We start from the raw sequence: 24410 nt of genomic DNA on the forward strand, positions 1-24410 counted from the left end.
CGGCTCAGGCGGGGTCGAGGATGCGCCGGAGAAACTGCCGCGTGCGCTCCTCGCGCGGATCGCCGATGACCTGGGCGGGAGGGCCGCTCTCCACGACGACGCCGCCGTCCAGGAAGAGCACCTGGTCGCACACCTGCTGGGCGAAGCGGATCTCGTGGGTCACGATCATGGTGGTCCAGCCCTGCTGGGTGAGGTCCTTGATGACCGACAGCACCTCCCCGACCAGCTCGGGGTCGAGGGCCGAGGTGGGCTCGTCGAACAGGACGACCTTCGGCTTGAGCGCGAGCGCGCGGGCGATGCCGACCCGCTGCTGCTGACCGCCGGACAGCTGGAACGGGTGCTGATCGGCCTTCTCGGCGAGCCCGACCTGCTCGAGCAGGACCCGGGCCTCGGCGATCGCCTCCTCCAACGGCCGCTTCTGCACCTGCACGGGACCCTCGATGACGTTCTCCAGCACGGTCTTGTGCGGGAAGAGGTTGTGCGACTGGAAGACCATGCCGCTCTGGGCGCGGAGCCGCGCAGTCGCCGCTCGGCCTGCCTTGCCCCGGGGCAGGGCGCCGAAGTCGACCTCGACGTCCCCGATACCGATCGTGCCGGAGTCGGGCGTCTCCAGGACGTTGAGCGCTCGCAGGATCGTGGTCTTGCCCGAGCCGGACGGCCCGAGGATCGTGGTGGTGGTGCCCGCCTGGGCAGTGAAGTCCACGCCACGGAGCACGTGGTTGTCGCCGAAGGCCTTGGTGATGCCGCGGACGCGGACGAGGGGATCGGTCATGTCGCCACGAACCTGTTCAGTCGGGTCTCGAGCCTGCCCTGGACGTAGGACATCGCCACGCAGACGATCCAGTAGTACAGCGCCGCGAAGATGTAGAGCGGCAGGAACACCTGCGCCGCAGCGGCAGCGTTCTGGGACGAGCGCAGCACGTCGGTCAGCAGCACGACCGACAGCAGGGACGTGTCCTTGAACAGCGAGATCGCGGTGTTGGACAGCGGCGGCACAGCGGTGCGTGCGGCCTGTGGGAAGACGATCCGTCGCAGCGTCTGCCAGTAGCCCATGCCGATCGAGGCGGCGGCCTCGAACTGGCCCTTCGGCACCGACAGGATCGCGGACCGCACGACCTCCGCGGCGTAGCCGCCCACGTTGAGGCTCAGCGCCACGACCCCCGCGACGTAGGACGAGAAGTCGATGCCGATCTCCGGCAGTCCGAAGAACACGATGAACAGCTGCACCAGCAGCGGCGTCCCGCGGATGATCGAGACGTAGCCGCGGGCGAGTCCCGCCAGGATGCGGCTGCCGGAGATGCGGGCCAGCGCGACGGCGACCGCGATCGCCAGACCGATGACGAAGCTGATGATCGTGATCGGGATCGAGACCTTGATGAGGCCCTTGAACATCGGCCACGCCGCGTCCTGGACAACCTGCGCATCGCTCCTGCCCTTGCGACCGCCCGAGAGGTCGACACCGCCGTCGTTCTCGACCGAGACGTTGGCCTTGAAGTAGGACTCGGAGATCTTGGCGAGCGTGCCGTCGGCGCGCAGCGCCTGCAGCGCCTGGTTGGCCTCGGCGAGCCGGGGATCGCCCTTGCGGAACGCCAGCACCTGCTTGCTGACCTCGTCGCCGGCGTCGCCGGAGATCTCGATCTCGTCGGACCCGGTGGTGTTGAGGTAGTCGAGCACCGCGATGTTGTCGTTGACGATCGCGTCGACCCGTCCCTGCACGAGCAGCGCCGCGGCCTGGGCGAAGCCCTCGACGCCCTCGACCTTCGCGCCGGCGTCCTTGGCGACCTGCGCCCAGTTGCTCGTGATCGACTGCGCGGTCGTCTTGCCCTTGAGGTCCGCGAGGGAGGTGATGCCCTTCGTGCCGGTCTTCACCACGATGACGCCGCGCGAGTACGTGTACGGCTCGGACAGGCCGAACTTCGCCTCGCGCTCGGGGTTGGTCGAGACCTGGTTGGCGATGACGTCGATCCGATCGGACTCGAGCGCCGCGAAGATCGCGTCGAACTGCGTCTCGACGAACTCCAGGCGCCAGCCGGCCTTCTTGGCGACGGCCTTGACCACCTCGATGTCGTAGCCGGTGAGCTCGTCGTTGCCGGACTCGTGGAACGTGAACGGCGGGTACGTGCCCTCCGTCCCGACCCGGACCACAGGGCGGTCGTCGGCTGCGCTCGCGGGCGTCGCGGGCAGCAGGAGCAGTGCCAGCAACGCCAGGAGGAGCACCTTGGCCGCACTGCGCATTCGTCCTCCTCGGAGCAGGGTCCTTCGACCGTACGGCGAGACTAGTGACGGCGCAGCGCGGCCCTCCACCCCATCCACGATGTGGGCGGGAGGCAGGGTCGCGCCCGGCTCACTTCCTGCGGTCGAGGAAGGCCCGCATCGCCGCGCGGGCCTCGTCGCTGCCGAACAGCTCTCCCGACAGCTGGGCCAGGTTCGCGCCGTGGGTGTCGATGCGGGCGACCAGGTCGTGGTTGAGCAGCTTCTTGGTCTCGCGCAGGCCCTGCGGATAGGCGCGGGCGAGGTCGCCGACCACGCGGTCGACCTCGTCCGCGAGCTCGCCCTCGGGCACCGCACGGGTGATCATCCCGATCGCGGCCGCCTCCGCCGCGCCGAACGTCCGGGCGGTCAGGAACAGCTCGCTCGCCGCCCGCTCCGTCAGCCGCGGCAGCAGGCTGAGGGAGATGATCGCCGGCGCGAGCGCGAGGCGTACCTCGGTGAGCTGGAACGTCACCGACTCGGCCGCGAGCACGATGTCCGCAGCGCCCACGATGCCGAGCCCCCCGGCACGCACGGGCCCGTCAAGCTCGACCACGACGGGCTTCGAGGCCGTCGCGATGAGCAGCTGCATCGCGACCATGGCCTTGGCGCCCTCGACCATCCCACCCTCGGACGCCTCGGCCATGTCGGCCCCGGAGCAGAAGACCGGGCCCGCGGAACGGAGGACGATCACGCGCACCTGCGGATCGACGTCCGCGGTCTCCACGTGCGTCATGAGCTCGGAGACGAGCTGCTTGCTCAGGGCGTTGCGGTTGTACTCGCTGTCGAGCGTGATCGTGGCGACCCGCTTGTCGATGTCGAGGTGCACGAGCTCGGCCATGGGCGTGCCTTCCGTCTGCGGTTCAGTAGGACTTGGGGAGACCGAGCGAGAACTGGGCGACGAAGTTGAGCGCCATCTCCCGGCTGACCGGCGCGATGCGCGACAGGCGCGAGCCCGCCAGCATCTGCACCAGACCGTACTCGTTGGCCAGCCCGTTGCCACCGTGCGTCTGGATCGCCCGGTCGACCGCGTTGCAGACCGCCTCTCCCGCGGCGTACTTGGCCATGTTGGCCGCCTCCGCCGCACGCATCACGTCACCTGCGGCATAGAGCGCGGCCGCCTTCTGGGTCATCAGCCGGGCCATCTCGATCTCGATGTACGACTGGGCGAGCGGGTGCGAGATCGCCTGGTGGGCGCCGATCGGCGCATCCCAGACCTTGCGCTCCTTGGCGTACTCCGAGGCCTTGGCCAGCGCGAGGCGCGCGGTGCCGAGGGCGAAGGACGCCGCCATGATGCGCTCGGGGTTGAGCCCCGCGAACAGCTGCTCGATGCCCGCACCCTCGCCGCCGATCAGGGCGTCGGTCGGCACCCGGACGTCGTCGAAGAACAGCGTGAACTGCTTCTCCGGCGACACGATGCCCATGTCGATCTCCTGGTAGGTGAAGCCTGCGGAGTCGGTCGGCACGAGGAACAGCGCGGGCTTGAGCTTGCCCGTGCGCGAGTCCTCGGTGCGCGCGACCACCAGCACGTGACTGGCCTCGTCCACGCCCGAGATGTACGTCTTGGTGCCGGTCAGCCGCCAGCCGTCCGCCTCGCGGTACGCCGTCGTGATGATGTTGTGCGAGTTGGAGCCCGCGTCCGGCTCGGTGATCGAGAACGCGAAGGTCGACGTGCCGTCGGCCAGGCCCGGCAGCAGCGCCTGCTTCTGCTCGTCGCTGCCGTACTGCGTGATGATCGTGCCCACGATCGCGGGCGACACGACCATGAGGAGCAGCGGGCTGCCGGCGGCCGCGAGCTCCTCGCAGACCGCCGCGAGGTCGCCGATGTCGCCGCCGCCTCCGCCGTACTCCTCGGGGATCGAGACGCCGAGGAAGCCGTTGCGGCCGGCCTCGGCCCACAGCTCGGTGGTCTTCTTGCCCGTGCGCGCGGCCTCCTCGAAGTAGGTGCGGCCGAACTTGTTGCCGAGGGCGGCGACGGACTGACGCAGCGCGATGCGCTCGTCGGACTCGGTGAAGGCGATGGTCATGGCTGATCTCCTGTGGGTTCGGTCGCCTCGATGACGGCGAGCACGGCTCCGGACTCGACCTGCGAGCCCGGGGTGGCCGAGAGCTGGGTGACGACGCCGTCGGTCGGCGCCGCGATGGTGTGCTGCATCTTCATGGCCTCGAGGACGACGATGACGTCTCCCCTCGCGACCTGCTGACCGTCCTGGACCGGCACGGCGACGACCGCGGCCGGCATCGGGGCGAGCAGCGATCCGGCCGCGACGACGTCGGCGGGGTCGACGAACCGCGGCAGCGGGACCAGGTCGACCGGGCCGAGCGGACCGTCGACGTCCACCCACCCCTCGCCGACCCGGACGTCGTACGTCTCGCGCACCCCGTCGACGTCGAGGACGACGCGCCCAGGCGTGGCCTCGACGACGCTGACGCCCTCGAGGTCGTGCTGCACGAGGCCTGCGCCGTAGTGCACCGTGAGATCCGGCTCGTACGAGCGGGTGCGCGGCTGGCTCGGCACGTTCCGGTAGGCCGCGGGGATGCGGGCGAGCACACGGGCCCCAGCGGCCGCGGCGGAGGCCTCCGCGAGGGCCGCTGCGATCGCGGTCCGCTGCAGGGCGGCGGCATCCAGGTGCGGGCGCGTCCACGCCTCCAGTCGTTGGTCGAGCAGGGCGGTGTGCACGCGGGCCGCGGTGAACTCCTCGTCGCTCAGGATCGCCTGCAGGAAGTCCAGGTTGGTGCGCACCCCGTGGATCCTGGTGCGACGCAGCGCGTCGACGAGCCGGCGCAGCGCCGTACGACGATCCGCCCCGTGGGCGACGATCTTGGCGATCATCGCGTCGTAGTGGATGCCCACCACGGACCCGGACTCAATGCCGGAGTCGACCCGCAGGCCGGGCCCCGTGGGGACCTCGAACGTCCGCACGGCACCGGTCTGCGGCTGCCAGTCGTCGGCCGGGTCCTCGGCGTAGAGACGCACCTCGATCGCGTGGCCGTGCGGACCGGCCGGCTCGTCGCCGAGCGCGGCTCCCTCGGCGATCGCGATCTGCTGGGCGACCAGGTCGAGGCCGAAGACCGCCTCGGTCACCGGGTGCTCGACCTGCAGCCGGGTGTTCATCTCCAGGAAGTGGGCGCGCCCCGAGTCGAGGTGGGCGTCGGAGACGAGCAGCTCGACGGTGCCCGCACCGACGTAGCCGACCGCGCGGACCGCGGCACGCGCAGCGTCGTGCAGCACCGCTCGGACCGCATCGCTGACGTCGGGTGCGGGCGCCTCCTCGACCACCTTCTGGTGGCGGCGTTGGATCGAGCAGTCCCGGTCGCCGAGGACCCAGCACGTCCCGTGCCGGTCGGCCAGGACCTGGACCTCGATGTGTCGCGCAGTCGGCAGGTACGGCTCGACGAACACCGTCGGGTCGCCGAAGGCCGATTCGGCCTCCGCGGCGGCCCTGGCGAGCTCGCCGTCCAGCTGATCGGGGGCCGCGACGACCCTCATGCCGCGTCCGCCACCGCCGGCCGAGGCCTTCACGAGCAGCGGGAAGTCGTCCTGCGTCGCCGTCCCGGGGTCGACCCGCAGGATCGGCACGCCGGCTTCGGCCATGAGCTCCTTGGCGCGGATCTTCGAGCCCATCTGTTCGATCGTGTCCGGGTCCGGACCGATCCACACGAGTCCGGCCGCGAGCACCTGCCGGGCGAACGCCGCGTTCTCGGACAGGAAGCCGTAGCCGGGGTGGACCGCGTCGGCCCCCGACCGCAGCGCGGCGTCGACGACCAGGTCGCCGCGCAGGTACGTGTCGGCGGGCGCGTCGCCCGCGAGGCGTACCGCGAGATCGGCCTCGGCGACGAAGGGTGCTCCGGCGTCCGCGTCGGAGTGGACCGCGACGGTCCGGATGCCGAGCTCACGGCACGTGCGGAACACCCGGCGGGCGATCTCGCCGCGGTTGGCCACCAGGACGCTGCGGATCTGCGGGCTCACAGGCGGAACACTCCATATCCCTCGGCGCCCCGGACCGGGCGGGTGTGGATCGCTGACAGGCACATGCCGAGCACGGTCCGGGTGTCGCGGGGATCGATCACCCCGTCGTCGTAGAGCATCCCGGACGTGAAGTAGGCCAGGGACTCCTTCTCGATCTGTTCCTCGACGAGAGCGCGCATCGCCAGGTCACCTTCCTCGTCGTACGCCTGTCCCCTCGCCTCGGCCGCCCCGCGCGCGACGATCGAGATGACCCCCGCGAGCTGCGCCGGGCCCATCACGGCGGACTTGGCGCTCGGCCAGCTGAACATGAAGCGCGGGTCGTACGCGCGCCCGCTCATGCCGTAGTGGCCCGCGCCGTACGAAGCACCCATCACGACCGACAGGTGCGGGACCGTCGAGTTGGAGACGGCGTTGATCATCTGGGCGCCGTGCTTGATGATGCCGCCCTGCTCGTACTCCGCGCCGACCATGTAGCCGGTCGTGTTGTGCAGGAACAGCAGCGGCGTGTCGACCTGGTTGGCCAGCTGGATGAACTGCGCGGCCTTCTGCGCCTCCTCGCTGAACAGCACGCCCTGGGCGTTCGCGAGGATCCCGATCGGATAGCCGTGCAGCCGTGCGAAGCCGGTCACGAGGGAGGAGCCGTAGAGCGGCTTGAACTCGTCGAACGCGCTGGCGTCGACGATCCGCGCGATGACCTCGCGGGGGTCGAACGGGATCTTGAGGTCGGTCGGCACGATGCCGAGCAGCTCGTCGGGGTCGAGCCGCGGCTCGGCGTACGCCTGGTCGGGGATCGTGCCCTGCTTGCGCCAGTTGAGGTTCGCCACGATCGAGCGGCCGATGCGGATCGCGTCGCGCTCGTCGGTCGCAAGGAAGTCGGCGAGCCCCGACTGCCGGGCGTGCATCTCCGCACCGCCCAGCGACTCGTCGTCGGACTCCTCGCCGGTCGCCATCTTGACCAGGGGCGGACCGCCGAGGAACACCTTGGCGCCCTCCTTGACCATCACGACGTAGTCGCTCATCCCCGGCACGTACGCTCCGCCGGCCGTCGAGCTGCCGAACACCAGCGCGATCGTCGGGCGCCGGTCCGCGCTCGCCCGGGTGATGTCGCGGAACGATCCGCCCCCGGGGATGAAGATGTCCTTCTGGGTCGGCAGGTCCGCGCCGCCGGACTCCACGAGGTTGATCGTCGGCAGCCCGCACTCGGCCGCGATCTGCGCCGAACGGCGGATCTTCGCCAGCGTGCTGGGATTGGTCGAGCCGCCCTTGACCGTGGGGTCGTGCGCGACGATCACGCACTCGACCCCCTCGACGACGCCGATGCCGGTCACGACCGAGGCGCCGACCGCGAAGCTCGTGCCCCACGCCGCAAGGGTCGACAGCTCCAGGAACGGGGAGTCCTCGTCGACCAGCAGCTCGATGCGCTCGCGAGCGGTCAGCTTGCCGCGGCGACGGTGCCGCTCGATCGCCCGCTCCCCGCCCGCGTCGATCGCCGCCCGGTGCTGGTCGGCCAGGTCGGCGACCCGCTCGAGCAGGTGCGCGCGATTCGCCCGATAGCTGTCGGACGTCGTGTCGACCGCGGTGCGGATCATGTCAGTACGCCAGGAGCTTCGCGGCCAGGTCGGTCATGACCTCGGTGGCGCCGCCGCCGATGCCGAGGATGCGGGCGTCGCGGTAGTGCCGCTCGACCTCGGACTCGCGCATGTATCCCATGCCGCCGAAGATCTGCACGGCCTCGGACACGACCCACTCGCACGCGGCGACCGAGACGTTCTTGGCCACGACGGCCTCGAGGAGCGGGCTCTCGCCGGCTGCGGCCTTCTCGACGGCCTCGCGGGTGATCGCCCGGGCCGCCGCGGTGCGGCTGTGCATCTCGACGAGCTTGTGCCGGATGACCTGACGGGTGATGAGCGGCTTGCCGAACGTCTCGCGCTGGCGGGCGTACTCGACCGCGAGGTCGAGCGCGCGCTGTGCCGTGGCGTAGCCCTGGGTCGCGAGGCTGACCCGCTCGTTGACGAACTGGTTGACGATCAGCCCGAAGCCGCCGTTGACCTCGCCGACGATGTTGCTCGCAGGCACCCGCACGTCGTCGAAGGTCAGCTCGGCGGTGTCGGAGCAGTGCCAGCCCATCTTCTTGAGCGGCTTGGAGACCGTGAAGCCCGGCAGGCCCTTGTCGATGACCAGCAGGCTGATGCCGCCGAAGCCCTCGCCCCCGGTGCGCACCGCGGTCGTCACGTAGTCCGAGCGGACGCCGGAGGTGATGAACGTCTTGGCGCCGTTGACGACGTAGTGGTCGCCGTCGAGGACCGCCCGGGTGGTGAGGCCCGCGACGTCGGATCCGCCGCCGGGCTCGGTGATCCCGAGGGAGCCGATCTTCTCGCCCGCGAGGGTGGGTCGGACGTAACGCTCGATCAGGTCGGGGTTGCCGCTGTCGACCATGTGCGGCACCGCGATGCCGTGCGTGCACAGGCTCGCGAGCAGTCCGCTCGAGCCGCCCGCGGCCAGGACCGCCTCGGTCATGATGGTCGCGTCGATGATGTCTCCGCCGGAGCCGCCGACCTCCTCGCTGAACGCGATGCCGAGCATGCCCACGTCGGCGGCCTTGCGGTGCAGCTCGCGCGGCAGCAGGCCCGCGTCCTCCCAGGCCGGCAGGTGCGGGGCGATCTCCTTCTCGGTGAAGGAGGTGACCATCTCGCGCAGCGCGTTTCGTTCGGGAGTGTTCCAGGTGTTCACAGGGCAGCCTCGGCAATCGTCGGGGGTAGGAGGGTGGTGGGGATGGCGCAGTCGCGGGCACGGAGCCACTCACCGACGCCCTTGGCCTGCGGGTCGAGACGGGTGGACGAGGCCACTCCCTCGCCGAGCAGGCCGTGGATCACGATGTTGACCGCCGCGAGGTTGGGCAGCGGGTGGATCTCGATGTCGAGCAGCGCCGACTCGGGCAGCAGATCGCGGACGGTGTCCTCGTCGAGCAGCTCGACCAGCCAGGCGTACGCGTCGTCGCGGGTCGGGTGGTCGGCCGGGATCCACACGCCGACGTTGGCGTCGCCGCCCTTGTCGCCCGAGCGGGCGTACGCCAGCCGTCCCAGCGGCACCCGCACCGTCTCCGCCGCCCACTCCGCGAGTGGCGCAACCCGGTCCGCGAGTGGCGCAACCTGGAGGTTTTGGGACGGCGAGTCGTCCACTTCCGCGCCAGTCGCGGATCGGGTTGCGCCAGTGGGCGGCGGGATGACGGTGACGGTGCCGTCGGCTGCGACGACCCGGTGCGGGACGTCGGCCTGGGGGACGTACGCCGCTCGGTAGGTGCCGTACGGGCTCGCGGCGGCCGGCGGGCGCGACAGGCTGAAGCCCGGGTAGGAGGCCAGGGCGAGCTGCACCGCGGCATCGCTGAACGTACGCCCGACGGCCTCGGCGTGCGCACTCCTGACGTCGAGGCGCAGCAGGGAGGTCGCCTGCGCCTGCGTCGCAGGATCGGGCAGGTCGGTGCGATCGAGGTGCCACTCGACGGTCTCGGGCCGGGTGCCCGCGTCGAGCGCGGACTCCATCTGCTGCTGGACGAGGGCGGCCTTCTCGGTGATGTCGAGCCCGGTCAGCAGGAACTCGACGTCGTTGCGGAAGCCGCCGAGCGCGTTGAGGCACACCTTGGCCGTCGCCGGCGGCGCCTCGCCGACGACGCCGCTGATCGCGACCCGGTCGCGGCCGTCCTGGCGCAGGGTCATGGTGTCGAGGCGGGTCGAGACGTCGGGGCCGAGATACAGCGGCGAGCCGATCTCGTAGACCAGCTGGGCCGTGACGGTGTCGACCGTGACGGCGCCCCCGGTGCCCGCGTGCTTGGTGATGACGCACGAGCCGTCCGCCGCGATCTCCGCGATCGGGAAGCCGAGCGGCGCCGACATGTCGACATGCGCGAAGCCCGAGAAGTTGCCGCCCGTGGCCTGCGTCCCGCACTCGATGACGTGCCCCGCCACGACGGCGCCGGCCAGCTGGTCCAGGTCGTCGCGGCCCCAGCCGAACGCGGCGATCGCGGGCCCCACGACCACCGACGCGTCCGTGACCCGGCCGGTCACCACCACGTCGGCCCCTCCCTCCAGGGCCGACGCGATGCCGAACGCGCCGAGGTACGCATTCGCGGTGAGCACGTCGCCGAGGTCGAGCTCGTCGGCCCGGCCGACCAGGTCGTCGCCCTCGACGTGCGCGACCGCGATCTCGAGCCCCTGCTCGGCGGCGATCTCGCGCAGCTTCGCGGCCAGTCCGGCGGGGTTGAGACCGCCCGCGTTCGCGACGATGCGGACGCCACGGTCCTTGGCCAGCGCCATCGAGTCGGTCATCTGCCGGACGAACGTCCGGGCGTAGCCGAGCGACGCGTCCTTCATCAGGTCCCGGCCGAGGATCAGCATCGTGAGCTCGGCGAGGTAGTCGCCGGTGAGGTAGTCCAGGTCGCCGCCCTCGAGCATCTCGCGCATCGCGCCGAGCCGGTCGCCGTAGTAGCCCGAGCAGTTGCCGATCCGGACCACGGACGTCACCGGTCCGCCAGGGGGACCGGGTCGGCGCCGGGCAGCCCCGCGAACGCCTGGACGATCGTCAGCCAGTGCGCGGCGTGCTCGCCCTCGGCCCTGACGTCGACGTCGTCGAGGTGGCGACGTCGGGTCGCGAGCAGCGCGAAGTCGTGGCCCGACCCGGTGACCCGCTCGGCCGCGTCGTCCGGGCCCCAGGTCCACAGGTCGCCGTCGGGCCCGGTCAGCTCCACGCGGATGTCGACGCCCGGGTCCTGCTCGCCGCGCACCAGATACGCGTACGGGCGGGCCCGTACGCCGATGTGGCAGACGTGCTTGGCGCGCGAGCTCTCGGGCACCGTGATGCCGAGCGCCTCGGCGACGTCGTGGCCGTGGGCCCAGGTCTCCATGATCCGGGCCGTCGCCATCGAGGCGGGGTTCATCGCCGGGCCGAACCACGGGATCTTCTCCCCGTCCGGTACGCCTCGCAGTGCCGCGTCGAGCTCGACCCGGCCCTCTCGCCACACGACGAGCAGGTCCTCGGGCGGCAGGAGCGCCATCTCCTCGGTCGCGGTGTCGATGAAGCCGAAGGGGTCCTCGGCGGCGGCGAGCATGATCCGGCCGAACTCGTCGGGATCGACGATCGCGGCGAGCGAGGTGCTGTCGGTCCAGTGCAGGTGGGCGATCTGGTGGGCGACGGTCCAGCCCTCGGGCGTCGTCACGGCGGCCCAGCCGTCGGCCGGGAGGCCCGCGACCCACTGGTCCAGCTGCAGGCTCTCGGCCGTCAGGTCGGACAGGATCTCGTCGAGGACGGTCATGGCATCTCCAGCTCGTGGTCGAGGACGGCGGCCCAGGAGTCCAGGACCGCCGAGCGGCGTCGTGCGTCGTCACTGAGGGAGGCAGCCAGGCCGAGCCCGCGGACCAGGTCGAGCGTCGCCTGCACGAGCTGGCGGTTGTCCCCCTGGGACTCGTCGATGCCGAGCAGCTCGACTGCGTACGCGTGGGTCTCGCGGCCGATGCGTCGCTCGAGCGGTGCGACCGCCTCACGCAGCTCGGCGTCGGTGCGCGCGGCGACCCACAGCTCGAGTGCGGCGAAGAACACGGGCGAGACGAACTGCGCGGCGAGGATCTCCAGCACGCCGCGGGTGCGACCCTCCTCGGGCAGATGCGCGGCGCTGCGGCGCATCTCGTCGCGGCGGCGGTCGCTGAGGTGCTCGACCGCGGCCACCACGAGGGCCTGCTTGCTGGGGAAGTGGTGCAGCTGCGCACCGCGGCTCACGCCCGCACGGCGGCTCACGAGGGTCGTGGTCGTGCCCGACCAGCCGAGCTCGACGAGGCAGTCGACCGTCGCCTCCATCAGGCGCTGGCGCATCGCCCGCGATCGCTCGCCCTGGGGGACGCGGATCGGCGCGGTCTCGGTGCTCACCCGCTCAGCATGGCCGCTCAATCACAAACAGTCAAGCATGATTGTTTGTTTCTGACGAAGTATCAGGCGATTCTCACGACGCGATCACGGCCATCTCATGCTGTCCCGGTGTGATGGGAGTCACATCCGTCACCACTCTCGGGAGACCTCATGCGCACACCCCTCACCCTCGTCGGCCTCGTGCTGGCCGTCGTCCTGACGCTCAGCGGATGCGGTGGGAGCGACGACGACAAGCTGAGCAGCACCGACCGCGACAAGGCCGCCGATGCCGCACTCACGTACGTGGGTGGGGGCGAGGTCACCGACGTCGAGCGTGGCGACGGCGACGACCGGTACGCGTACGAGGTCGAGGTCAAGCTGCCCGGCGGCACCGACGTCGACGTGGAGCTCGACGAGGAGTTCCAGGTCATCAACAACCCTCCCAAGGCCGCCGACCTCGAGTCCGGCGAGGCCCAAACGACGGAACCGACGCCCACGCCGACCGCGACAGCCGACCCCGACGACCGCCCGCTCACCGGATCCACGCTCAAGAAGGCCACGGCGGCGGCACTGAAGGCGACCGACCCGGCGGGCAAGGTCACCGAGACCAGCGAGAGCGACGATGCCGACCACGCCTACGAGGTCGAGGTCCTGCTGCCGAACGGACAGGACGTCACAGTTGAGCTGGACCGGTCGTTCAAGGTCACCAAGATCGATCGCTGACGCCGGGCGGGTTCCCCTCCCTAGCGCGGCAGCCTTCGATAGTCTCCTCGGACTCCCACCCGCGCGACGGAAGGATCGTCCATGGCCGAGCAGGCTCCTCCACCGCCACCGCCACCGCCACCGCCCACCCCACCGCCACCGCCTCCCCCCACCGACCCCGTGCCGGGCGGCGCGTCACCTGAGCCGGTCGGCTCCGACCGTGGACGCGGCAAGATGGCCGTGATCGGTGGCGTCGCGGCCGCCCTCGTCCTCGGCGGCGGCTACGGCGCGTACGCGGTCTACGACAAGCTCGACGGCGGCGGCGCCCAGCCCCACGACGTCATGCCCGCGTCGACCCAGGTGTACGCCCGCATCGACCTCGACCCGTCGGCGAGCCAGAAGGTCGCGCTGTTCAGGCTCATCCGCAAGTTCCCCGACCTCGCGAAGCAGGTCGGCATCCGCGACGAGGACCAGGACATCCGCAAGCTGGTCTTCGACGAGGCGCTCAAGGGCTGCGACGGAGTCGACTTCGAGGACGACGTCAAGCCGTGGCTGGGCGACCGGGTGGGCGTCGGCGCCCAGATGAAGGACGGCGAGAAGGTCGTCATCGCGGTGCAGACCAAGGACGAGACGAAGTCGCGCGAGGGCATCAAGAAGCTCTTCGGGTGCGGCGGCGACGCGTACGGGATCGCTTACCTCGACGGCTACGCGATCCTCGCGCCGAAGCAGGCGGACGTCGACGCGTCGATCAAGGCGACCGAGAAGGCCTCCCTCGGGGACTCGAAGCGGTTCATCGACGACTTCGACGAGCTGGGTGGCGAGGGCATCGCCTCGGCGTGGGTCGACGTCGCGTCGCTCGCGGACGTACCGGAGGCCAAGCAGCAGCTCGGCGCCCAGGCGGACGACCTCGCGGCGACCGGCTCCGTCGCCATGACGTTGCGGGTCGACGGCAACGCCCTGGAGCTCGCGGCGCTGAGTGGGACGCAGCAGGAGCAGGAAGCGAGCCCGGGCGATCTCGCCAAGCTCCCGTCGGACACGGTCGTCGCGATGTCGGTGGCGGGCGTGGGCGATCAGGTCCGATCGACGTTCGACACGTTCGTCAAGACCTTCGACGAGGCCGCGTCGACCTTCAACGGCGTGGCAGGGCTCGAGCAGCGGGCCAGGGGCGGGAGCGGCCCGGGCCTCGCGATGGGCGATGAGTACACCGGCACGTACGCCGCGCAGCCGCCTCGCAGCGCCCAGGACTTCATCGACGAGTTCGAGCGGGCGACCGGCTTCGCGCTGCCCGAGGACCTCGAGACCCTGTTCGGTGACAGCCTCACCCTGTCGATCAGCGCCAAGAACCTCGAGACGCTTCCCCAGATCTCGGGTCCTGAGGGTCTGAGCGACCTCGACGTCGCGCTCTCGCTGGAGTCGGACCGCACCAAGGCGCTCGATCTCGTCCAGCGCATCGCGGCCCAGGCGCGCGAGGCGGGGATCGCGCTCGTCGCGGTGCCCACCGACGACGGCGCGGTCCTGGCCACCAACGACGGTGCCGCCGCGGCGCTGGCCGAGCCCGACGGCAGCCTCGGCGACGTGAAGGCGTTCAAGGAGGTCATCCCCGACGGCGATGAGGCGTACGCGGGCTTCTACCTCGACGTCGGCACGATCCTCGACAAGGTGCTCGAGGCCGATCCGCCCGAGGAGATCCGATCGGGCATCGAGGAGGCCAAGGCGCTGTCCGCGGTCGGCGTGTCGGTGACCGAGAAGGACGGCAACCGCTCGCTGACGAGCCTGCGCATCGCCTTCGAGTAGCCGCGAGGCGAGGCCCGGTCGGTGATCCGGCCGGGCCCCGCCGTCGCGAGCTCAGTCGTCCTCGGGGAAGGCGCAGTACAACGAGGGCTTGGACGCGTTGACGTACACCGGTCGGTCGGCGTTGCGCGCCTCGGCGCTGAAGGTGACTCCGCCGGTCTCGGCGCGCGGGACGTCAGCGGTGAAGGTGACCGTCGTGCCCGGCGTGACCCGCTGGCTCACGATGCGCTTCTCGTCCGCGTGGACCCGGAACTGCGCGTCCGCGCCCGCGGCCGACCGGTCGTCGAGGCCCACGGTGGCGCGCACCAGCTTGCACGTGTGCAGGGTCGACCAGCGGGTCTTGCCCGCGCCATTGGCATCGGACGACCAGTAGCGGGTGACCGCGGTGCCACCGACGGTCTGCGGACCGTACTGACCGATGTACCTCTCGCCGTACGCGATGCCCATGTCCGGCGCGTTCGCCATCTTGTACCAGGCGTACGCCCGCATGATCACGGTCCTGCTGGCACCGCCGGACAGGCCCGCGCCCGACGGCTTGTAGACGCGATAGCTCGTGCTGCCGTCGCGCGGCTCGACCGTCTTGGAGTACTTGCCGCCGGACCTGACGGTCGTCGTGGCGACCGTGCGCCAGCGGTTGCCGCCCTGGTCGACGTCGAAGAACTGGACCTTGAGCTTCGTGCCCTTCGCGGCCGGCGAGACCGTGCCGGAGAAGACGACCCGGTCGCCCTGCTTGATCTCGGTCTTGGAGACCGAGAGGCTGACCTTGTACGGGGTGGCGGCCTGCGCCTGGGACGAGAAGGCCGCGGAGGCGATCGCGAGGGCGACCGCACCGGTGATGAGTGCGAGCTTGCGCATGGGTGCTCCTTCGGGACATGGAAGCCCGGCGAGGACGAAAGCCCGATCCGTCGGCGGTGCCGCGGCGTCCGCTTGCGCCCAGTGTGCACCCGCGGGGCCGGTTCACGCAGCAGGTTCGGGGGTGGGAACCACTTCCCCCACCAGGGTCTCCTCGTGCGCCCCGGGGTCGACAGTCGCCGCACGCTCGAGCTCGCCGACGGCCCGTCGGGCGAAGTCGGCCGCGAGCTGCAGGGCCATCTCGGCCTCGGGCAGCGCGTCGGCCAGGACCGGGAAGGCGTGCACCTGCTTGCGCCAGAGGTGGGTCTCGACCTCGACACCCCGCTCGGCAAGCAGCAGCGCCATCGCCTCGACCTCGGGGCGCAGCATCTCGTCCTCGACCGCGACGAAGAACGTCGGCGAGGAGATGAACGCCGCAGCGTGCAGCGGTGAGGCGTACCCCTCGATCGCCGCCCCCTCGGGCAGCCACCGCTCGCGGATCCGGGCGATCCGCTGCACGGGCAGATACGCGTCCCGCGAGCGGGTGACGCGCACGACGGCCTTGTCCTCGCGATCGGGATCCACGCTCAGCAACGGCGAGAAGCCGAGGATCGCGGCGGGAGCCTGCAGCCCGCGGCGCGCGGCCAGCTCGGCGATCTTCATCGCCAGGTAGCCGCCGGCAGAGTCACCGGCCACGACGACCTTGTCGGGATGCTCGGACGTCTCGAGCAGCCCGGCGTACGCCGTGACGGCATCCTGTACGGAGTCCGCGACCGAGCCCTCGGGCAGCTGCACGTAGTCGACCGAGATGACCGTCGCGCCCGTCTTGAGCGCGAGCCGCTCGCAGATGCGGCGATGGCTCTCGATGCCGCACGAGAAGAAGCCGCCGCCGTGCAGGTAGAGGATCGTCATCTCGCTGCTGGGGCCGTAGCGGTGAGTCATGGACTCGACGCGCACGCCGCCCAGCTCGTGGACCTCGAAATCGACGTGCCGCGACCGCGGGCGCCGGGCCGACCACCGGTCCATCCCGCGGATCACGCGCAGCGAGCGGTCGGTGATGGGCATGAGGCGCAGCATCGGCTTGAACACGATGCGCGCCGACCGCTGCACCACCCGCGCCTTGAGGCTGAAGGTCTCGTGGACGACCGCCTCGCCGTAGACGACCCGCATGGGTCCGCGACCGGGCAGGTCCAGGCGCACTCGGCGAGACCTGCGCCGCGCCTTCCGTGGTCCCGATGCGAGCGTGGGCCGGGGGAGCATGGAGGACCGCGACATGTCCCCGACCATACCTTCGGTATGCCCGGGATTTCAACGCTCAGTCAGCGCGGAACCGGGCATCCACCTCGACGCGGATGACGATCTCCTCGGGAGCGAGATCGAGATCGAGGGCTCCACCGGACCGGGCGTCGGCCGCGGTGAGCAGCGCGGGGACGCCTCGGTCCTCGCCGGCCAGCATCCCCGGATCGGCCAGCTGCACCGCGACGACCTTGCCGCGGCGCACCGCGTCGGCGTACGCCTGCGCCTTGGTCACGGCGTCGTCGACCGCGGACGCGCGGACCTGCGCCTCGTACGCACGACGGTTCTTGGCCGAGACGTCCCACGAGATGCCGCCGATCTCGACGCCGTCGACACCGGACCAGTCGTCGAGGAAGCCGCTCAGCCGCTCGAAGTCGACGAACTCCGCGCGTACGTGCACGCGGGCGACGTGGACCACCTCGCCGCGCCGGCCGTCGGCGTCCCAGGGGCGATGGCTGAAGACACGGACCTGGTCGCTGGACCAGCCGTGCACCGCACGCAGGTCGACCAGGTCCTTGAGCTGCGCCGACAACGGCTCCTGGATCGCAACCGCGTCGGCGAAGACCGTCTGCTTGTCATCGCCCTCGACCACGGCGGCCATCGCGACGGTCGCGCGCTCGGCGGGATGCTGCTGCTCGGCGGACCCGCGGACGGTGATCTCGAGTGACATAGCGGCAATCCTGCCCCACCCCGCCCAGATTTGCGGAGGCTTGCACGTTCTCGCGGCGTGAAACCGTGCAAGAGTCCGCACATCGGGGCGGGGGCTACCGCGTCCGCAGGCGCGCGCCGTCGAGCGGGACGAGCTCGGTGCGGGTCGCCGGGGCGATCTCGTGCCCCGCCTCGCAGACCAGGTGTGCGTGCACGGCCTCGCCGCAGCCGGCGTGGCGCACCCCCACCGGCGGCCCGGCGGCCCCCGCCCGGTGGCGGTCGCCCCAGTCCATGATCGCGACGAGGACCGTGCGGAGCTCTCGTCCCGCATCGGTCAGCACGTACTCGTGGCGGGTGCGCTCGCCCTCGTCCCGGACCGGGCGGGTCTCGACGAGCCCCTCGTCGACCAGCAGCCGCAGCCGCTTGGTCAGCACGTCGCGGGAGATGCCCAAGTGGTCCTGCAGGGCGTCGAAGCGGCGTACGCCGTTGAAGAGATCGCGCACCACCAGCACGGTCCAGCGGTCGCCGAGGACGTGCGCCGTGCGCGCGATCGAGCAGGCCGCGGAGTCGTAGTCCGTCCAGGTCATGCGTCCACCTCTGAGTCTGGATATCAGACCCAGATGCTACGCTGCCCGGCACCCGAGCGAAAGAGGCGGACATGAGCGAGCTGACCCGGCAGACGAAGACCATCTCGTGGGTGGACCCCCGGCCCCAGGCCGAGCAGGCCATGACGATGAGCGGGCTGGACTACCTGCGCGCGATGCAGGAGGGGACGATCCCGCCGCCGCCCATCGCGAGTCACATCGGTCTCGAGGTCGTGGACGTCGCCGAGGGCCTCGCGGTCATGGCGGCCACGCCGGACGAGTCGCACTACAACCCGATCGGCTCGGTCCACGGAGGATTCTCCGCGACGCTGCTCGACTCGGTCTGCGGCTGCGCGGTGCAGACGACCCTGCCGGCCGGCACCGCGTACACCTCGCTCGACCTGAACGTCAGCTTCCTGCGCGCGATCACGGTCGACACCGGACGCGTCGTCGCCACCGGCCGGGTCACCAAGCCGGGCTCGCGGGCAGCGTTCGTCGAGGCCGAGATCCGCGATGCCGACGGACGGCTGCTCGCCACGGCGACGTCCACGTGCCTGGTCTTCCAACCCTGAAAACGCGAGGGTTTCCTCAGCTAGCATGATCTCGTGGTCACTCTCGACGATCTCCAGGTCCGCTCGCTCGGCACGAGCACGATCGACAGCCCTCTCGCGCTCTACGTCGGGGGGCGCGAGACCAACGAGTACTACGTGGGTGAGACCGACCGGATCCTCTACGACGACACGCTCGAGCTGATCGCGGCGCGCGGCGTGCCGCTGGAGGAGCTGCCGACGTTCGAGGCCGGCGGACCCCGCCGCAAGATCTTCTTCGACCCCGCCACGACACGGGTCGGCGTCGTCACGTGCGGCGGCCTGTGCCCGGGCCTCAACGACGTGATCCGCGCGATCGTGCTCGAGCTGGACACGCACTACGGCGTCCGCGACGTCGTGGGGTTCCAGCACGGCTACGCGGGCATGGTCGAGAGCAACGGCCACGAGATCGTCTCCCTGACGCCCGAGTACGTCGCGCGGATCAACGAGCGCGGAGGCACGATCCTCGGCTCCTCGCGGGGCGCGCAGGACCCCGGTCTCATCGTCGACCGGCTCGTCGAGCTGGGCATCGACATCCTCATGGTCATCGGCGGCGACGGCTCGATGCGCGGCGCCCACAACATCGGTGCGGAGATCGAGCGCCGCGGCCTGACGATCGGCATCGTGGGCGTCCCCAAGACGATCGACAACGACATCCCCCACATCGGCCAGAGCTTCGGCTTCTCGACCGCGTTCGCCAAGGCCGCGGAGTCGATCAAGGCCGCGCGCGTCGAGGTCGAGGCCGCGGTCGGCGGTGTCGCGATCGTCAAGGTCATGGGCCGCCATGCGGGCTTCATCGCGTGCTACGCCGCGCTCGCCAACCACGACGCCGACTTCGTCCTCATCCCCGAGGTCCAGTTCTCCCTCGACGGCGACAACGGCCTCCTGTCGCTGCTGTCCCGGCGGGTCCGCGAGCGTGGCAGCGCCGTGATCGTGCTCGCTGAGGGAGCGGGCCAGGACCTCATCCCGGCCAGCGATCGTACGGACGCCAGCGGCAACGCGGTGCTCGGCGACATCGCGGGCTTCCTGCGCGACCAGATCACCAAGGACTTCGCCAACCGCGGCCAGGCGCTCACGATGCGCTACTTCAACCCCGGCTACGCAATCCGTTCGGTCCCGGCCGACGCCTCGGACTCGGTCTACTGCACGCGACTGGCGCAGACCGCGGTGCACGCGGCGATGGCCGGGCGCACCGACATGGTCGTGGGCCGCCGGCGTCACCGCTTCGTCAACGTCCCGATCCCGTTCGTGACGTCCGGCTCGCACAGCGTCTCCCCCGACGGCGACCTCTGGCTCTCGGTGCTGGAGAGCACCGCCCAGCCGTTCTCGATGTCCTAGGGACCCGCTCGCGCGGCGGGTTTGACCACATCGTGAGATGCCCTTGTCACTTGCTGAGACGCTGAGACACTGGAGGGCACCGACCTCCAGACTCTCCAGGAGACACCATGAGCGACACCTGGTCATTCGAGACCAAGCAGATCCACGCCGGACAGGTCCCGGATCCGACCACGGGCGCGCGCGCTCTGCCGATCTACCAGACGACGTCGTACCAGTTCCGTGACACCCAGCACGCGGCCGACCTGTTCAGCCTCGCCGAGCCGGGCAACATCTACACCCGCATCATGAACCCGACCCAGGACACCGTCGAGCAGCGCCTCGCCGCGCTCGAGGGCGGAGTCGGCGCGCTGCTGTTCGCCTCCGGACAGGCCGCCACGACCGGCGCGCTGACCAACGTCGCCGAGGCCGGCGACCACATCGTCGCGTCCGCGAGCCTCTACGGCGGCACGGACAGCCTGCTGCGCCACACGTTCCCCAAGCTCGGGATCACGGTGTCGTTCGTCGAGGACGCCAACAACCCCGATGCCTGGCGCGCGGCCGCGCAGGAGAACACCAAGGCGTTCTTCGGTGAGACGATCGGCAACCCCAAGGGCGACATCCTCGATCTCGAGGCCATCGGCGCGGTCGCCAAGGAGGTCGGCGTGCCGTTCATCGTCGACAACACCGTCGCGACCCCGTACCTGCTCAACCCGCTGAAGCACGGCGTCGACACCGTCGTGCACTCGGCCACGAAGTACATCGGCGGTCACGGCACCGCGATCGCCGGCGTCGTGATCGACGGCGGCACGTTCGACTACGCCGCGCACGGCGACAAGTTCCCCGGCTTCACGACTCCCGACCCGAGCTATCACGGCCTGGTGTTCGCCGAGGCACTCGGACCGGCGGCGTTCATCGGCAAGCTGCGCGTGCAGTACCTGCGCAACGTCGGCCCCGCGATCTCCCCGTTCAACGCCTTCCTCATCGCCCAGGGCCTCGAGACGCTGAGCCTGCGCATGGAGCGCCACATCGAGAACACCCGCCGGGTGGCCGAGTGGCTCGAGGCGCGCGAGGACGTCGCGACGGTCACGTGGGCGAGCCTCGACAGCAGCCCCTACAAGGCGCTCGCCGACAAGTACGTGCCCAAGGGATCGGGCGCCGTGCTGACGTTCGAGCTGCCCGGCGGCATCGATGCGGGACGCGCGTTCATCGACGCGCTCGAGCTGTTCAGCCACGTCGCCAACATCGGTGACGTCCGCAGCCTCGCGATCCACCCGGCCAGCACGACGCACTCGCAGGGCACGCCCGAGGAGCACGCCGCGACCGGCGTCACTCCGGGGCTCGTACGCCTGGCGGTCGGCCTCGAGGGCATCGACGACATCCTCGCCGACCTCGACGCCGGATTCCGCGCGGCCAAGTGAGCCTGGTCCCCGGCATCGATCCCTCTCTCGTCACCGGCGCGTGGCGGGAGGGGGATCCCCCGGGTTCACGGCTGTTCGCCGACATCGGCGACGTCGCGCTCGACTCCGGGACGACCCTCCCCGACGTACGCCTCGCGTACGAGACGTGGGGGACGTACGACGGGACCAACGCGGTGCTCGTGCTGCACGCGCTCACGGGTGACAGCCACGTGCACGGTCCTGCCGGACCCGGCCACCCCACGCCCGGCTGGTGGGACGCGGTCGTCGGACCGGGGCTGCCGATCGACACCGACCGCTTCTTCGTCGTGGCCGCCAACATCCTGGGCGGCTGCCAGGGATCGACCGGGCCGGCCTCGCCGGATCCCGACGGACTGCCGTGGGGCGGCTCGTTCCCCGCGCTGACCGTGCGCGACCAGGTGCGCGCCGAGGCGGCTCTCGCGGACGTCCTCGGGATCCCTCGCTGGCACGGCGTCGTGGGCGGCTCGGCCGGCGGCATGCGCGCGCTCGAGTGGGCCGTGGAGCACCCCGATCGCGTCGAGCGGCTGTTCCTCCTCGCGACGTCGGCTGCGGCCTCCGCGGAGCAGATCGCGCTGTCCCGCACGCAGGTCGCCGCGATCCAGAACGACCCGGACTGGTTCGGCGGCGACTACTACGACGGCCCCCAGGGCCCGCTGGCCGGTCTCGACCTCGCCCGCCGGATCGCCCACATCGCGTACCGCAGCGAGGGCGAGCTGGAGGACCGGTTCGGCCGCACGGTGCAGGCGGACGACCGGTGGGCCGTCGACTCCTATCTGCAGCACCACGGCGCCAAGCTCGTCCGCCGCTTCGACGCCGGCGCGTACGTCGTGCTGACGTCCGCGATGGACAGCCACGACGTGGGCCGCGACCGCGGCGGCGTCGAGGCCGCGCTGGGCCGGATCACCGCCCGTACGGTCGTCGCGGGCATCGACTCCGACCGGCTCTACCCGATCCACCAGCAGCGCCTGCTCGCCGATCTCATCCCGGGGTCCGGGCCGCTCAAGGTCGTGAAGTCACCCTTCGGCCACGACGGCTTCCTCATCGAGGCCGACCAGGTCGGCGAGCTCGCCCGCGCCCTCCTCGCCTGACTCCCCAGTCCGCCGACGAGTCACGCACGGGCGCCCACGAGTCACACACGGGCGCCGACGAGTCACGCACGGGCGCCGACGAGTCACTCGCGCGAGCCAGAGTGACTCCTCGTCGGAAAAAGTGACTCCCGGGCGGCGCAGGGTTGCCTCGCGACCTCAGGCGTACTTCTGTGCCGAGTGCGCGGCGAAGAACTCGCTCGAATCCTTGCGCCACAGCAGCACCAGGATCACGACCGCTAGGGCAAGGTTGATCAGCGACACGACCATCGCGAAGGTCTGTGTGCCGCCCAGCGCGAGACCGCCCAGGGTGAACACGATATTGATCCCGGCCAGGACCGTCGCGACGACCCGAGCCCACGACCGACCCTGACCGTTCTTCCACGCCATCCAGGCCCACAGCGCCGCCCCGATCACCCCTCCGACCACCGCACTGCCGATGCCGATCGTGACAGCCGCGTCAATCGCCGACTGACTCATGTTCGGATCGTCCTCGCGCAGTTGCCTGCGGATGTCGTCGGTGGTCCCGCCCAACGTCGCCAAAGACACCGCGAGTCCCACCAGGCTCAGCCCGCCACCCACCCACATCAGCCGGACGGCCGTGCGGACCGACGCCGGCTGCGGGACGTCCGCGGGCCCGGGTGACGCGCCGTACGGGCTGCCGGGCTGCTCTCCGCCCAAGCCGGGATAGGACGAGTATCCGCCAGGACCGCTGGGTGGGGGCGTGGAGCTCATCAGATCCTCCGAGGTGTGTGTGCCAGTCTGTCGCCTTCCACCGTGGCACGAGCTGGCCCCACCCGCATCCGGTGCAGCGGTGAGTCGCGAGGGTCAGACGAGGCGGCGGACGATGGCCAGGGGTGCGTGCTTCGTGACCTGGCCGATCGGCGTCCCCGGACTCGATCGTCCTGACCAGCGCGCGGCGACCGTCTCGGTGTCGACCATCATGCGGGTCTCCTGCTGCACGCCCTCGTTCATCTCCGAGGCGATGAAGCCGGGGTAGGGAGTCGTGACCTTGATGTCCAGATCCTGGTCACGTACGGGCGCCGACGAGTCACGTAGCGTCCCGGAGCCGTTCACGACGCGCCACGATGCTGGTGAGCACGGAGAGCACGGACCACGCGACGAGCACCGCGACTGGCCGAACGAGCTGGTCCGCGCCGAAGTACGCCTGACTCGTCCCGGCCGCCAGGGCCGCGCCGTGCGGCAGCCAAGGGGTGATCGCGGCCCACGGCTGGGGCAGCAGCAACGGGTGCACGAGCGTGACGAGCGGGGCCGCCGCCAGCACGAGCACCGTGACGGCCACACCGATGCCGATCACGCCGAACAGGGACTCGAACGCGTACGTCGTCGCGCTCACGGCAAAGATCGTGAGCGCCAGGACGAGCCACCACCCCGCGAGGCCCGTCCCGTACGCGTGGCCGGCGTACACCGCGAGGAGACCGCCCATCACCACGGCGGCCGCACCGTTCACGGCGAGGCGGCGGGCACCCGCGGCGAGCATCTCGGACCGCGGCCCGCGCCTCCACGTGCTCACCATCGCGACGACCAGGCCGGTCGCGACGGCCAGGCCGGTCAGCAGGTAGACCCGTCGGTGATCGGCGTCCCCGCGGTCGGCCCGCACCACGTCGCGAACGTCGGCCCTGCGACCGTACGCCCCTTCGACCCGGGCCACCTCGCGGACGATCGCCCGGTTGAGGTCCTCGCCGTTGGCCGACGCGACGTACAGCACGTCGGTCTCATTCCTCAGGTCCACCACGACGGCGGCGACGCTGCGGCCGCTCGCGACACTGGCTCGCGCCTCGTCCGCCGTCGTCAGCGCTCGGGCGCTGAACGGACGCCCGTCGAGCGCGTTCGCGCTGTCGACCAACGAGGCCGCGACGACCGGCGGCGCGACGATGCGGATCGGCGCGGCGTGAGGGGAGGCGTCGGGACCGGCCAGCGCGAGGGTCACCACGACCACGAGCTGCATCAGCCCGAGCGCCACCCACACCGCTGCTCGTCGTCCCACAGGCACCGAGCCT

General features: G+C 70.9%; 23 protein-coding genes. 6 read left to right on the top strand and 17 right to left on the bottom strand.

The features are described from left to right. Positions 1 to 4: 4 nt before the first annotated feature. The 10 genes from GEV26_RS17195 to GEV26_RS17240 all read right to left on the bottom strand — a co-directional run bounded on the left by GEV26_RS17195 (position 5) and on the right by GEV26_RS17240 (position 12133). Positions 5 to 772 carry an amino acid ABC transporter ATP-binding protein gene (locus GEV26_RS17195; protein WP_153654776.1) on the bottom strand — a complete coding sequence of 256 codons (768 nt, stop codon included), beginning with the start codon at positions 770 to 772 and terminating at the stop codon, positions 5 to 7. After that, complete coding sequence (locus GEV26_RS17200) at positions 769 to 2235, bottom strand: ABC transporter substrate-binding protein/permease (protein WP_153654777.1); 1467 nt, start codon at positions 2233 to 2235, stop codon at positions 769 to 771. Before GEV26_RS17200 ends, GEV26_RS17195 begins: the two co-directional genes overlap by 4 nt. Positions 2236 to 2344: 109 nt before the next feature. Further along, positions 2345 to 3091: an enoyl-CoA hydratase-related protein gene (locus tag GEV26_RS17205; protein ID WP_153654778.1), complete on the bottom strand. Its 747-nt coding sequence runs from the start codon at positions 3089 to 3091 to the stop codon at positions 2345 to 2347. Between the two features lie 22 nt (positions 3092 to 3113). Beyond that, entirely contained in the window at positions 3114 to 4277 is a 1164-nt protein-coding gene (locus GEV26_RS17210; protein WP_153909789.1) for an acyl-CoA dehydrogenase family protein, read from the bottom strand. Then, a complete protein-coding gene (locus GEV26_RS17215; RefSeq protein WP_153654779.1) occupies positions 4274 to 6220 on the bottom strand; it encodes an ATP-binding protein in 1947 nt (648 codons plus the stop codon). The genes GEV26_RS17210 and GEV26_RS17215 overlap by 4 nt, the downstream gene beginning before the upstream one ends. Beyond that, the gene (locus GEV26_RS17220; protein WP_153654780.1) at positions 6217 to 7809 is read right to left on the bottom strand and encodes an acyl-CoA carboxylase subunit beta; all 1593 of its coding nucleotides are present in this window, start codon (positions 7807 to 7809) and stop codon (positions 6217 to 6219) included. The genes GEV26_RS17215 and GEV26_RS17220 overlap by 4 nt, the downstream gene beginning before the upstream one ends. A gap of 1 nt (position 7810) precedes the next feature. Further along, positions 7811 to 8950, bottom strand: coding sequence for an acyl-CoA dehydrogenase family protein (locus GEV26_RS17225; protein ID WP_153654781.1), 1140 nt, complete (start codon positions 8948 to 8950; stop codon positions 7811 to 7813). Continuing rightward, positions 8947 to 10737: an acyclic terpene utilization AtuA family protein gene (locus GEV26_RS17230; protein WP_153654782.1), complete on the bottom strand. Its 1791-nt coding sequence runs from the start codon at positions 10735 to 10737 to the stop codon at positions 8947 to 8949. Before GEV26_RS17230 ends, GEV26_RS17225 begins: the two co-directional genes overlap by 4 nt. Further along, a complete protein-coding gene (locus GEV26_RS17235) occupies positions 10734 to 11525 on the bottom strand; it encodes a TIGR03084 family metal-binding protein (protein WP_153654783.1) in 792 nt (263 codons plus the stop codon). The genes GEV26_RS17230 and GEV26_RS17235 overlap by 4 nt, the downstream gene beginning before the upstream one ends. After that, positions 11522 to 12133 (bottom strand): TetR/AcrR family transcriptional regulator, encoded by a 612-nt coding sequence (locus tag GEV26_RS17240; protein WP_243838813.1) that lies wholly within the window; start codon positions 12131 to 12133, stop codon positions 11522 to 11524. The genes GEV26_RS17235 and GEV26_RS17240 overlap by 4 nt, the downstream gene beginning before the upstream one ends. A 150-nt stretch (positions 12134 to 12283) precedes the next feature. Here GEV26_RS17240 and GEV26_RS17245 point away from each other — a divergent pair, with 150 nt between their 5' ends. Further along, positions 12284 to 12835: a PepSY domain-containing protein gene (locus tag GEV26_RS17245; protein ID WP_153654784.1), complete on the top strand. Its 552-nt coding sequence runs from the start codon at positions 12284 to 12286 to the stop codon at positions 12833 to 12835. A gap of 81 nt (positions 12836 to 12916) precedes the next feature. Next, positions 12917 to 14608, top strand: a complete 1692-nt coding sequence (locus tag GEV26_RS17250) for a DUF3352 domain-containing protein (protein WP_153654785.1) — start codon at positions 12917 to 12919, stop codon at positions 14606 to 14608. A 51-nt stretch (positions 14609 to 14659) separates the two neighbouring features. Here the strand turns inward: GEV26_RS17250 and GEV26_RS17255 are convergent, their stop codons facing one another. The 4 genes from GEV26_RS17255 to GEV26_RS17270 all read right to left on the bottom strand — a co-directional run bounded on the left by GEV26_RS17255 (position 14660) and on the right by GEV26_RS17270 (position 17967). Beyond that, positions 14660 to 15460, bottom strand: a complete 801-nt coding sequence (locus tag GEV26_RS17255) for an NPCBM/NEW2 domain-containing protein (protein WP_153654786.1) — start codon at positions 15458 to 15460, stop codon at positions 14660 to 14662. A gap of 102 nt (positions 15461 to 15562) precedes the next feature. Further along, positions 15563 to 16636: an alpha/beta hydrolase fold domain-containing protein gene (locus GEV26_RS17260; RefSeq protein ID WP_194839907.1), complete on the bottom strand. Its 1074-nt coding sequence runs from the start codon at positions 16634 to 16636 to the stop codon at positions 15563 to 15565. Positions 16637 to 16751: 115 nt separating this feature from the next. Next, on the bottom strand, positions 16752 to 17402 hold the full coding sequence (locus tag GEV26_RS17265; RefSeq protein ID WP_153654788.1) for an SIMPL domain-containing protein: 651 nt from the start codon (positions 17400 to 17402) through the stop codon (positions 16752 to 16754). 94 nt (positions 17403 to 17496) lie between these two features. Further along, positions 17497 to 17967 (bottom strand): winged helix-turn-helix transcriptional regulator, encoded by a 471-nt coding sequence (locus tag GEV26_RS17270; protein WP_153654789.1) that lies wholly within the window; start codon positions 17965 to 17967, stop codon positions 17497 to 17499. A gap of 71 nt (positions 17968 to 18038) precedes the next feature. Between GEV26_RS17270 and GEV26_RS17275 the strand changes: the two genes are divergently transcribed. The 4 genes from GEV26_RS17275 (at position 18039) to metX (ending at position 22392) form a co-directional block, all read left to right on the top strand. After that, positions 18039 to 18536, top strand: coding sequence for a PaaI family thioesterase (locus GEV26_RS17275; protein WP_153654790.1), 498 nt, complete (start codon positions 18039 to 18041; stop codon positions 18534 to 18536). Positions 18537 to 18569: 33 nt separating this feature from the next. Continuing rightward, the gene (locus tag GEV26_RS17280) at positions 18570 to 19889 is read left to right on the top strand and encodes an ATP-dependent 6-phosphofructokinase (protein ID WP_153654791.1); all 1320 of its coding nucleotides are present in this window, start codon (positions 18570 to 18572) and stop codon (positions 19887 to 19889) included. Positions 19890 to 19996: 107 nt separating this feature from the next. Beyond that, a complete protein-coding gene (locus GEV26_RS17285; RefSeq protein ID WP_153654792.1) occupies positions 19997 to 21286 on the top strand; it encodes a bifunctional o-acetylhomoserine/o-acetylserine sulfhydrylase in 1290 nt (429 codons plus the stop codon). Continuing rightward, positions 21283 to 22392, top strand: coding sequence for a homoserine O-acetyltransferase MetX (gene metX / locus GEV26_RS17290; protein WP_153654793.1), 1110 nt, complete (start codon positions 21283 to 21285; stop codon positions 22390 to 22392). The genes GEV26_RS17285 and metX overlap by 4 nt, the downstream gene beginning before the upstream one ends. Positions 22393 to 22548: 156 nt before the next feature. Here metX and GEV26_RS17300 read toward each other — a convergent pair whose 3' ends face one another. From GEV26_RS17300 to GEV26_RS17310, 3 genes are all read right to left on the bottom strand, one after another. Beyond that, positions 22549 to 23124: a hypothetical protein gene (locus GEV26_RS17300; RefSeq protein WP_153654794.1), complete on the bottom strand. Its 576-nt coding sequence runs from the start codon at positions 23122 to 23124 to the stop codon at positions 22549 to 22551. Positions 23125 to 23217: 93 nt separating this feature from the next. Next, positions 23218 to 23466, bottom strand: a complete 249-nt coding sequence (locus tag GEV26_RS17305; RefSeq protein ID WP_153654795.1) for an SDR family oxidoreductase — start codon at positions 23464 to 23466, stop codon at positions 23218 to 23220. After that, entirely contained in the window at positions 23441 to 24397 is a 957-nt protein-coding gene (locus GEV26_RS17310; RefSeq protein ID WP_153654796.1) for a hypothetical protein, read from the bottom strand. Before GEV26_RS17310 ends, GEV26_RS17305 begins: the two co-directional genes overlap by 26 nt. Positions 24398 to 24410 lie beyond the last annotated feature (13 nt).

Source organism: Aeromicrobium yanjiei (genome assembly GCF_009649075.1).
Classification (GTDB): Bacteria; Actinomycetota; Actinomycetes; order Propionibacteriales; family Nocardioidaceae; genus Aeromicrobium; species Aeromicrobium yanjiei.

What these genes read in the sequence shown, in the direction of transcription:
- GEV26_RS17220 (WP_153654780.1), bottom strand. Translation starts at nt 7,809, where the DNA reads ATGATCCGCACCGCGGTCGACACGACGTCCGACAGCTATCGGGCGAAT.
- GEV26_RS17200 (WP_153654777.1), bottom strand. Translation starts at nt 2,235, where the DNA reads ATGCGCAGTGCGGCCAAGGTGCTCCTCCTGGCGTTGCTGGCACTGCTC.
- GEV26_RS17245 (WP_153654784.1), top strand. Translation starts at nt 12,284, where the DNA reads ATGCGCACACCCCTCACCCTCGTCGGCCTCGTGCTGGCCGTCGTCCTG.
- GEV26_RS17270 (WP_153654789.1), bottom strand. Translation starts at nt 17,967, where the DNA reads ATGACCTGGACGGACTACGACTCCGCGGCCTGCTCGATCGCGCGCACG.
- GEV26_RS17285 (WP_153654792.1), top strand. Translation starts at nt 19,997, where the DNA reads ATGAGCGACACCTGGTCATTCGAGACCAAGCAGATCCACGCCGGACAG.
- GEV26_RS17265 (WP_153654788.1), bottom strand. Translation starts at nt 17,402, where the DNA reads ATGTCACTCGAGATCACCGTCCGCGGGTCCGCCGAGCAGCAGCATCCC.
- GEV26_RS17250 (WP_153654785.1), top strand. Translation starts at nt 12,917, where the DNA reads ATGGCCGAGCAGGCTCCTCCACCGCCACCGCCACCGCCACCGCCCACC.
- GEV26_RS17210 (WP_153909789.1), bottom strand. Translation starts at nt 4,277, where the DNA reads ATGACCATCGCCTTCACCGAGTCCGACGAGCGCATCGCGCTGCGTCAG.
- GEV26_RS17205 (WP_153654778.1), bottom strand. Translation starts at nt 3,091, where the DNA reads ATGGCCGAGCTCGTGCACCTCGACATCGACAAGCGGGTCGCCACGATC.
- GEV26_RS17300 (WP_153654794.1), bottom strand. Translation starts at nt 23,124, where the DNA reads ATGAGCTCCACGCCCCCACCCAGCGGTCCTGGCGGATACTCGTCCTAT.
- GEV26_RS17235 (WP_153654783.1), bottom strand. Translation starts at nt 11,525, where the DNA reads ATGACCGTCCTCGACGAGATCCTGTCCGACCTGACGGCCGAGAGCCTG.
- GEV26_RS17195 (WP_153654776.1), bottom strand. Translation starts at nt 772, where the DNA reads ATGACCGATCCCCTCGTCCGCGTCCGCGGCATCACCAAGGCCTTCGGC.
- GEV26_RS17255 (WP_153654786.1), bottom strand. Translation starts at nt 15,460, where the DNA reads ATGCGCAAGCTCGCACTCATCACCGGTGCGGTCGCCCTCGCGATCGCC.
- GEV26_RS17275 (WP_153654790.1), top strand. Translation starts at nt 18,039, where the DNA reads ATGAGCGAGCTGACCCGGCAGACGAAGACCATCTCGTGGGTGGACCCC.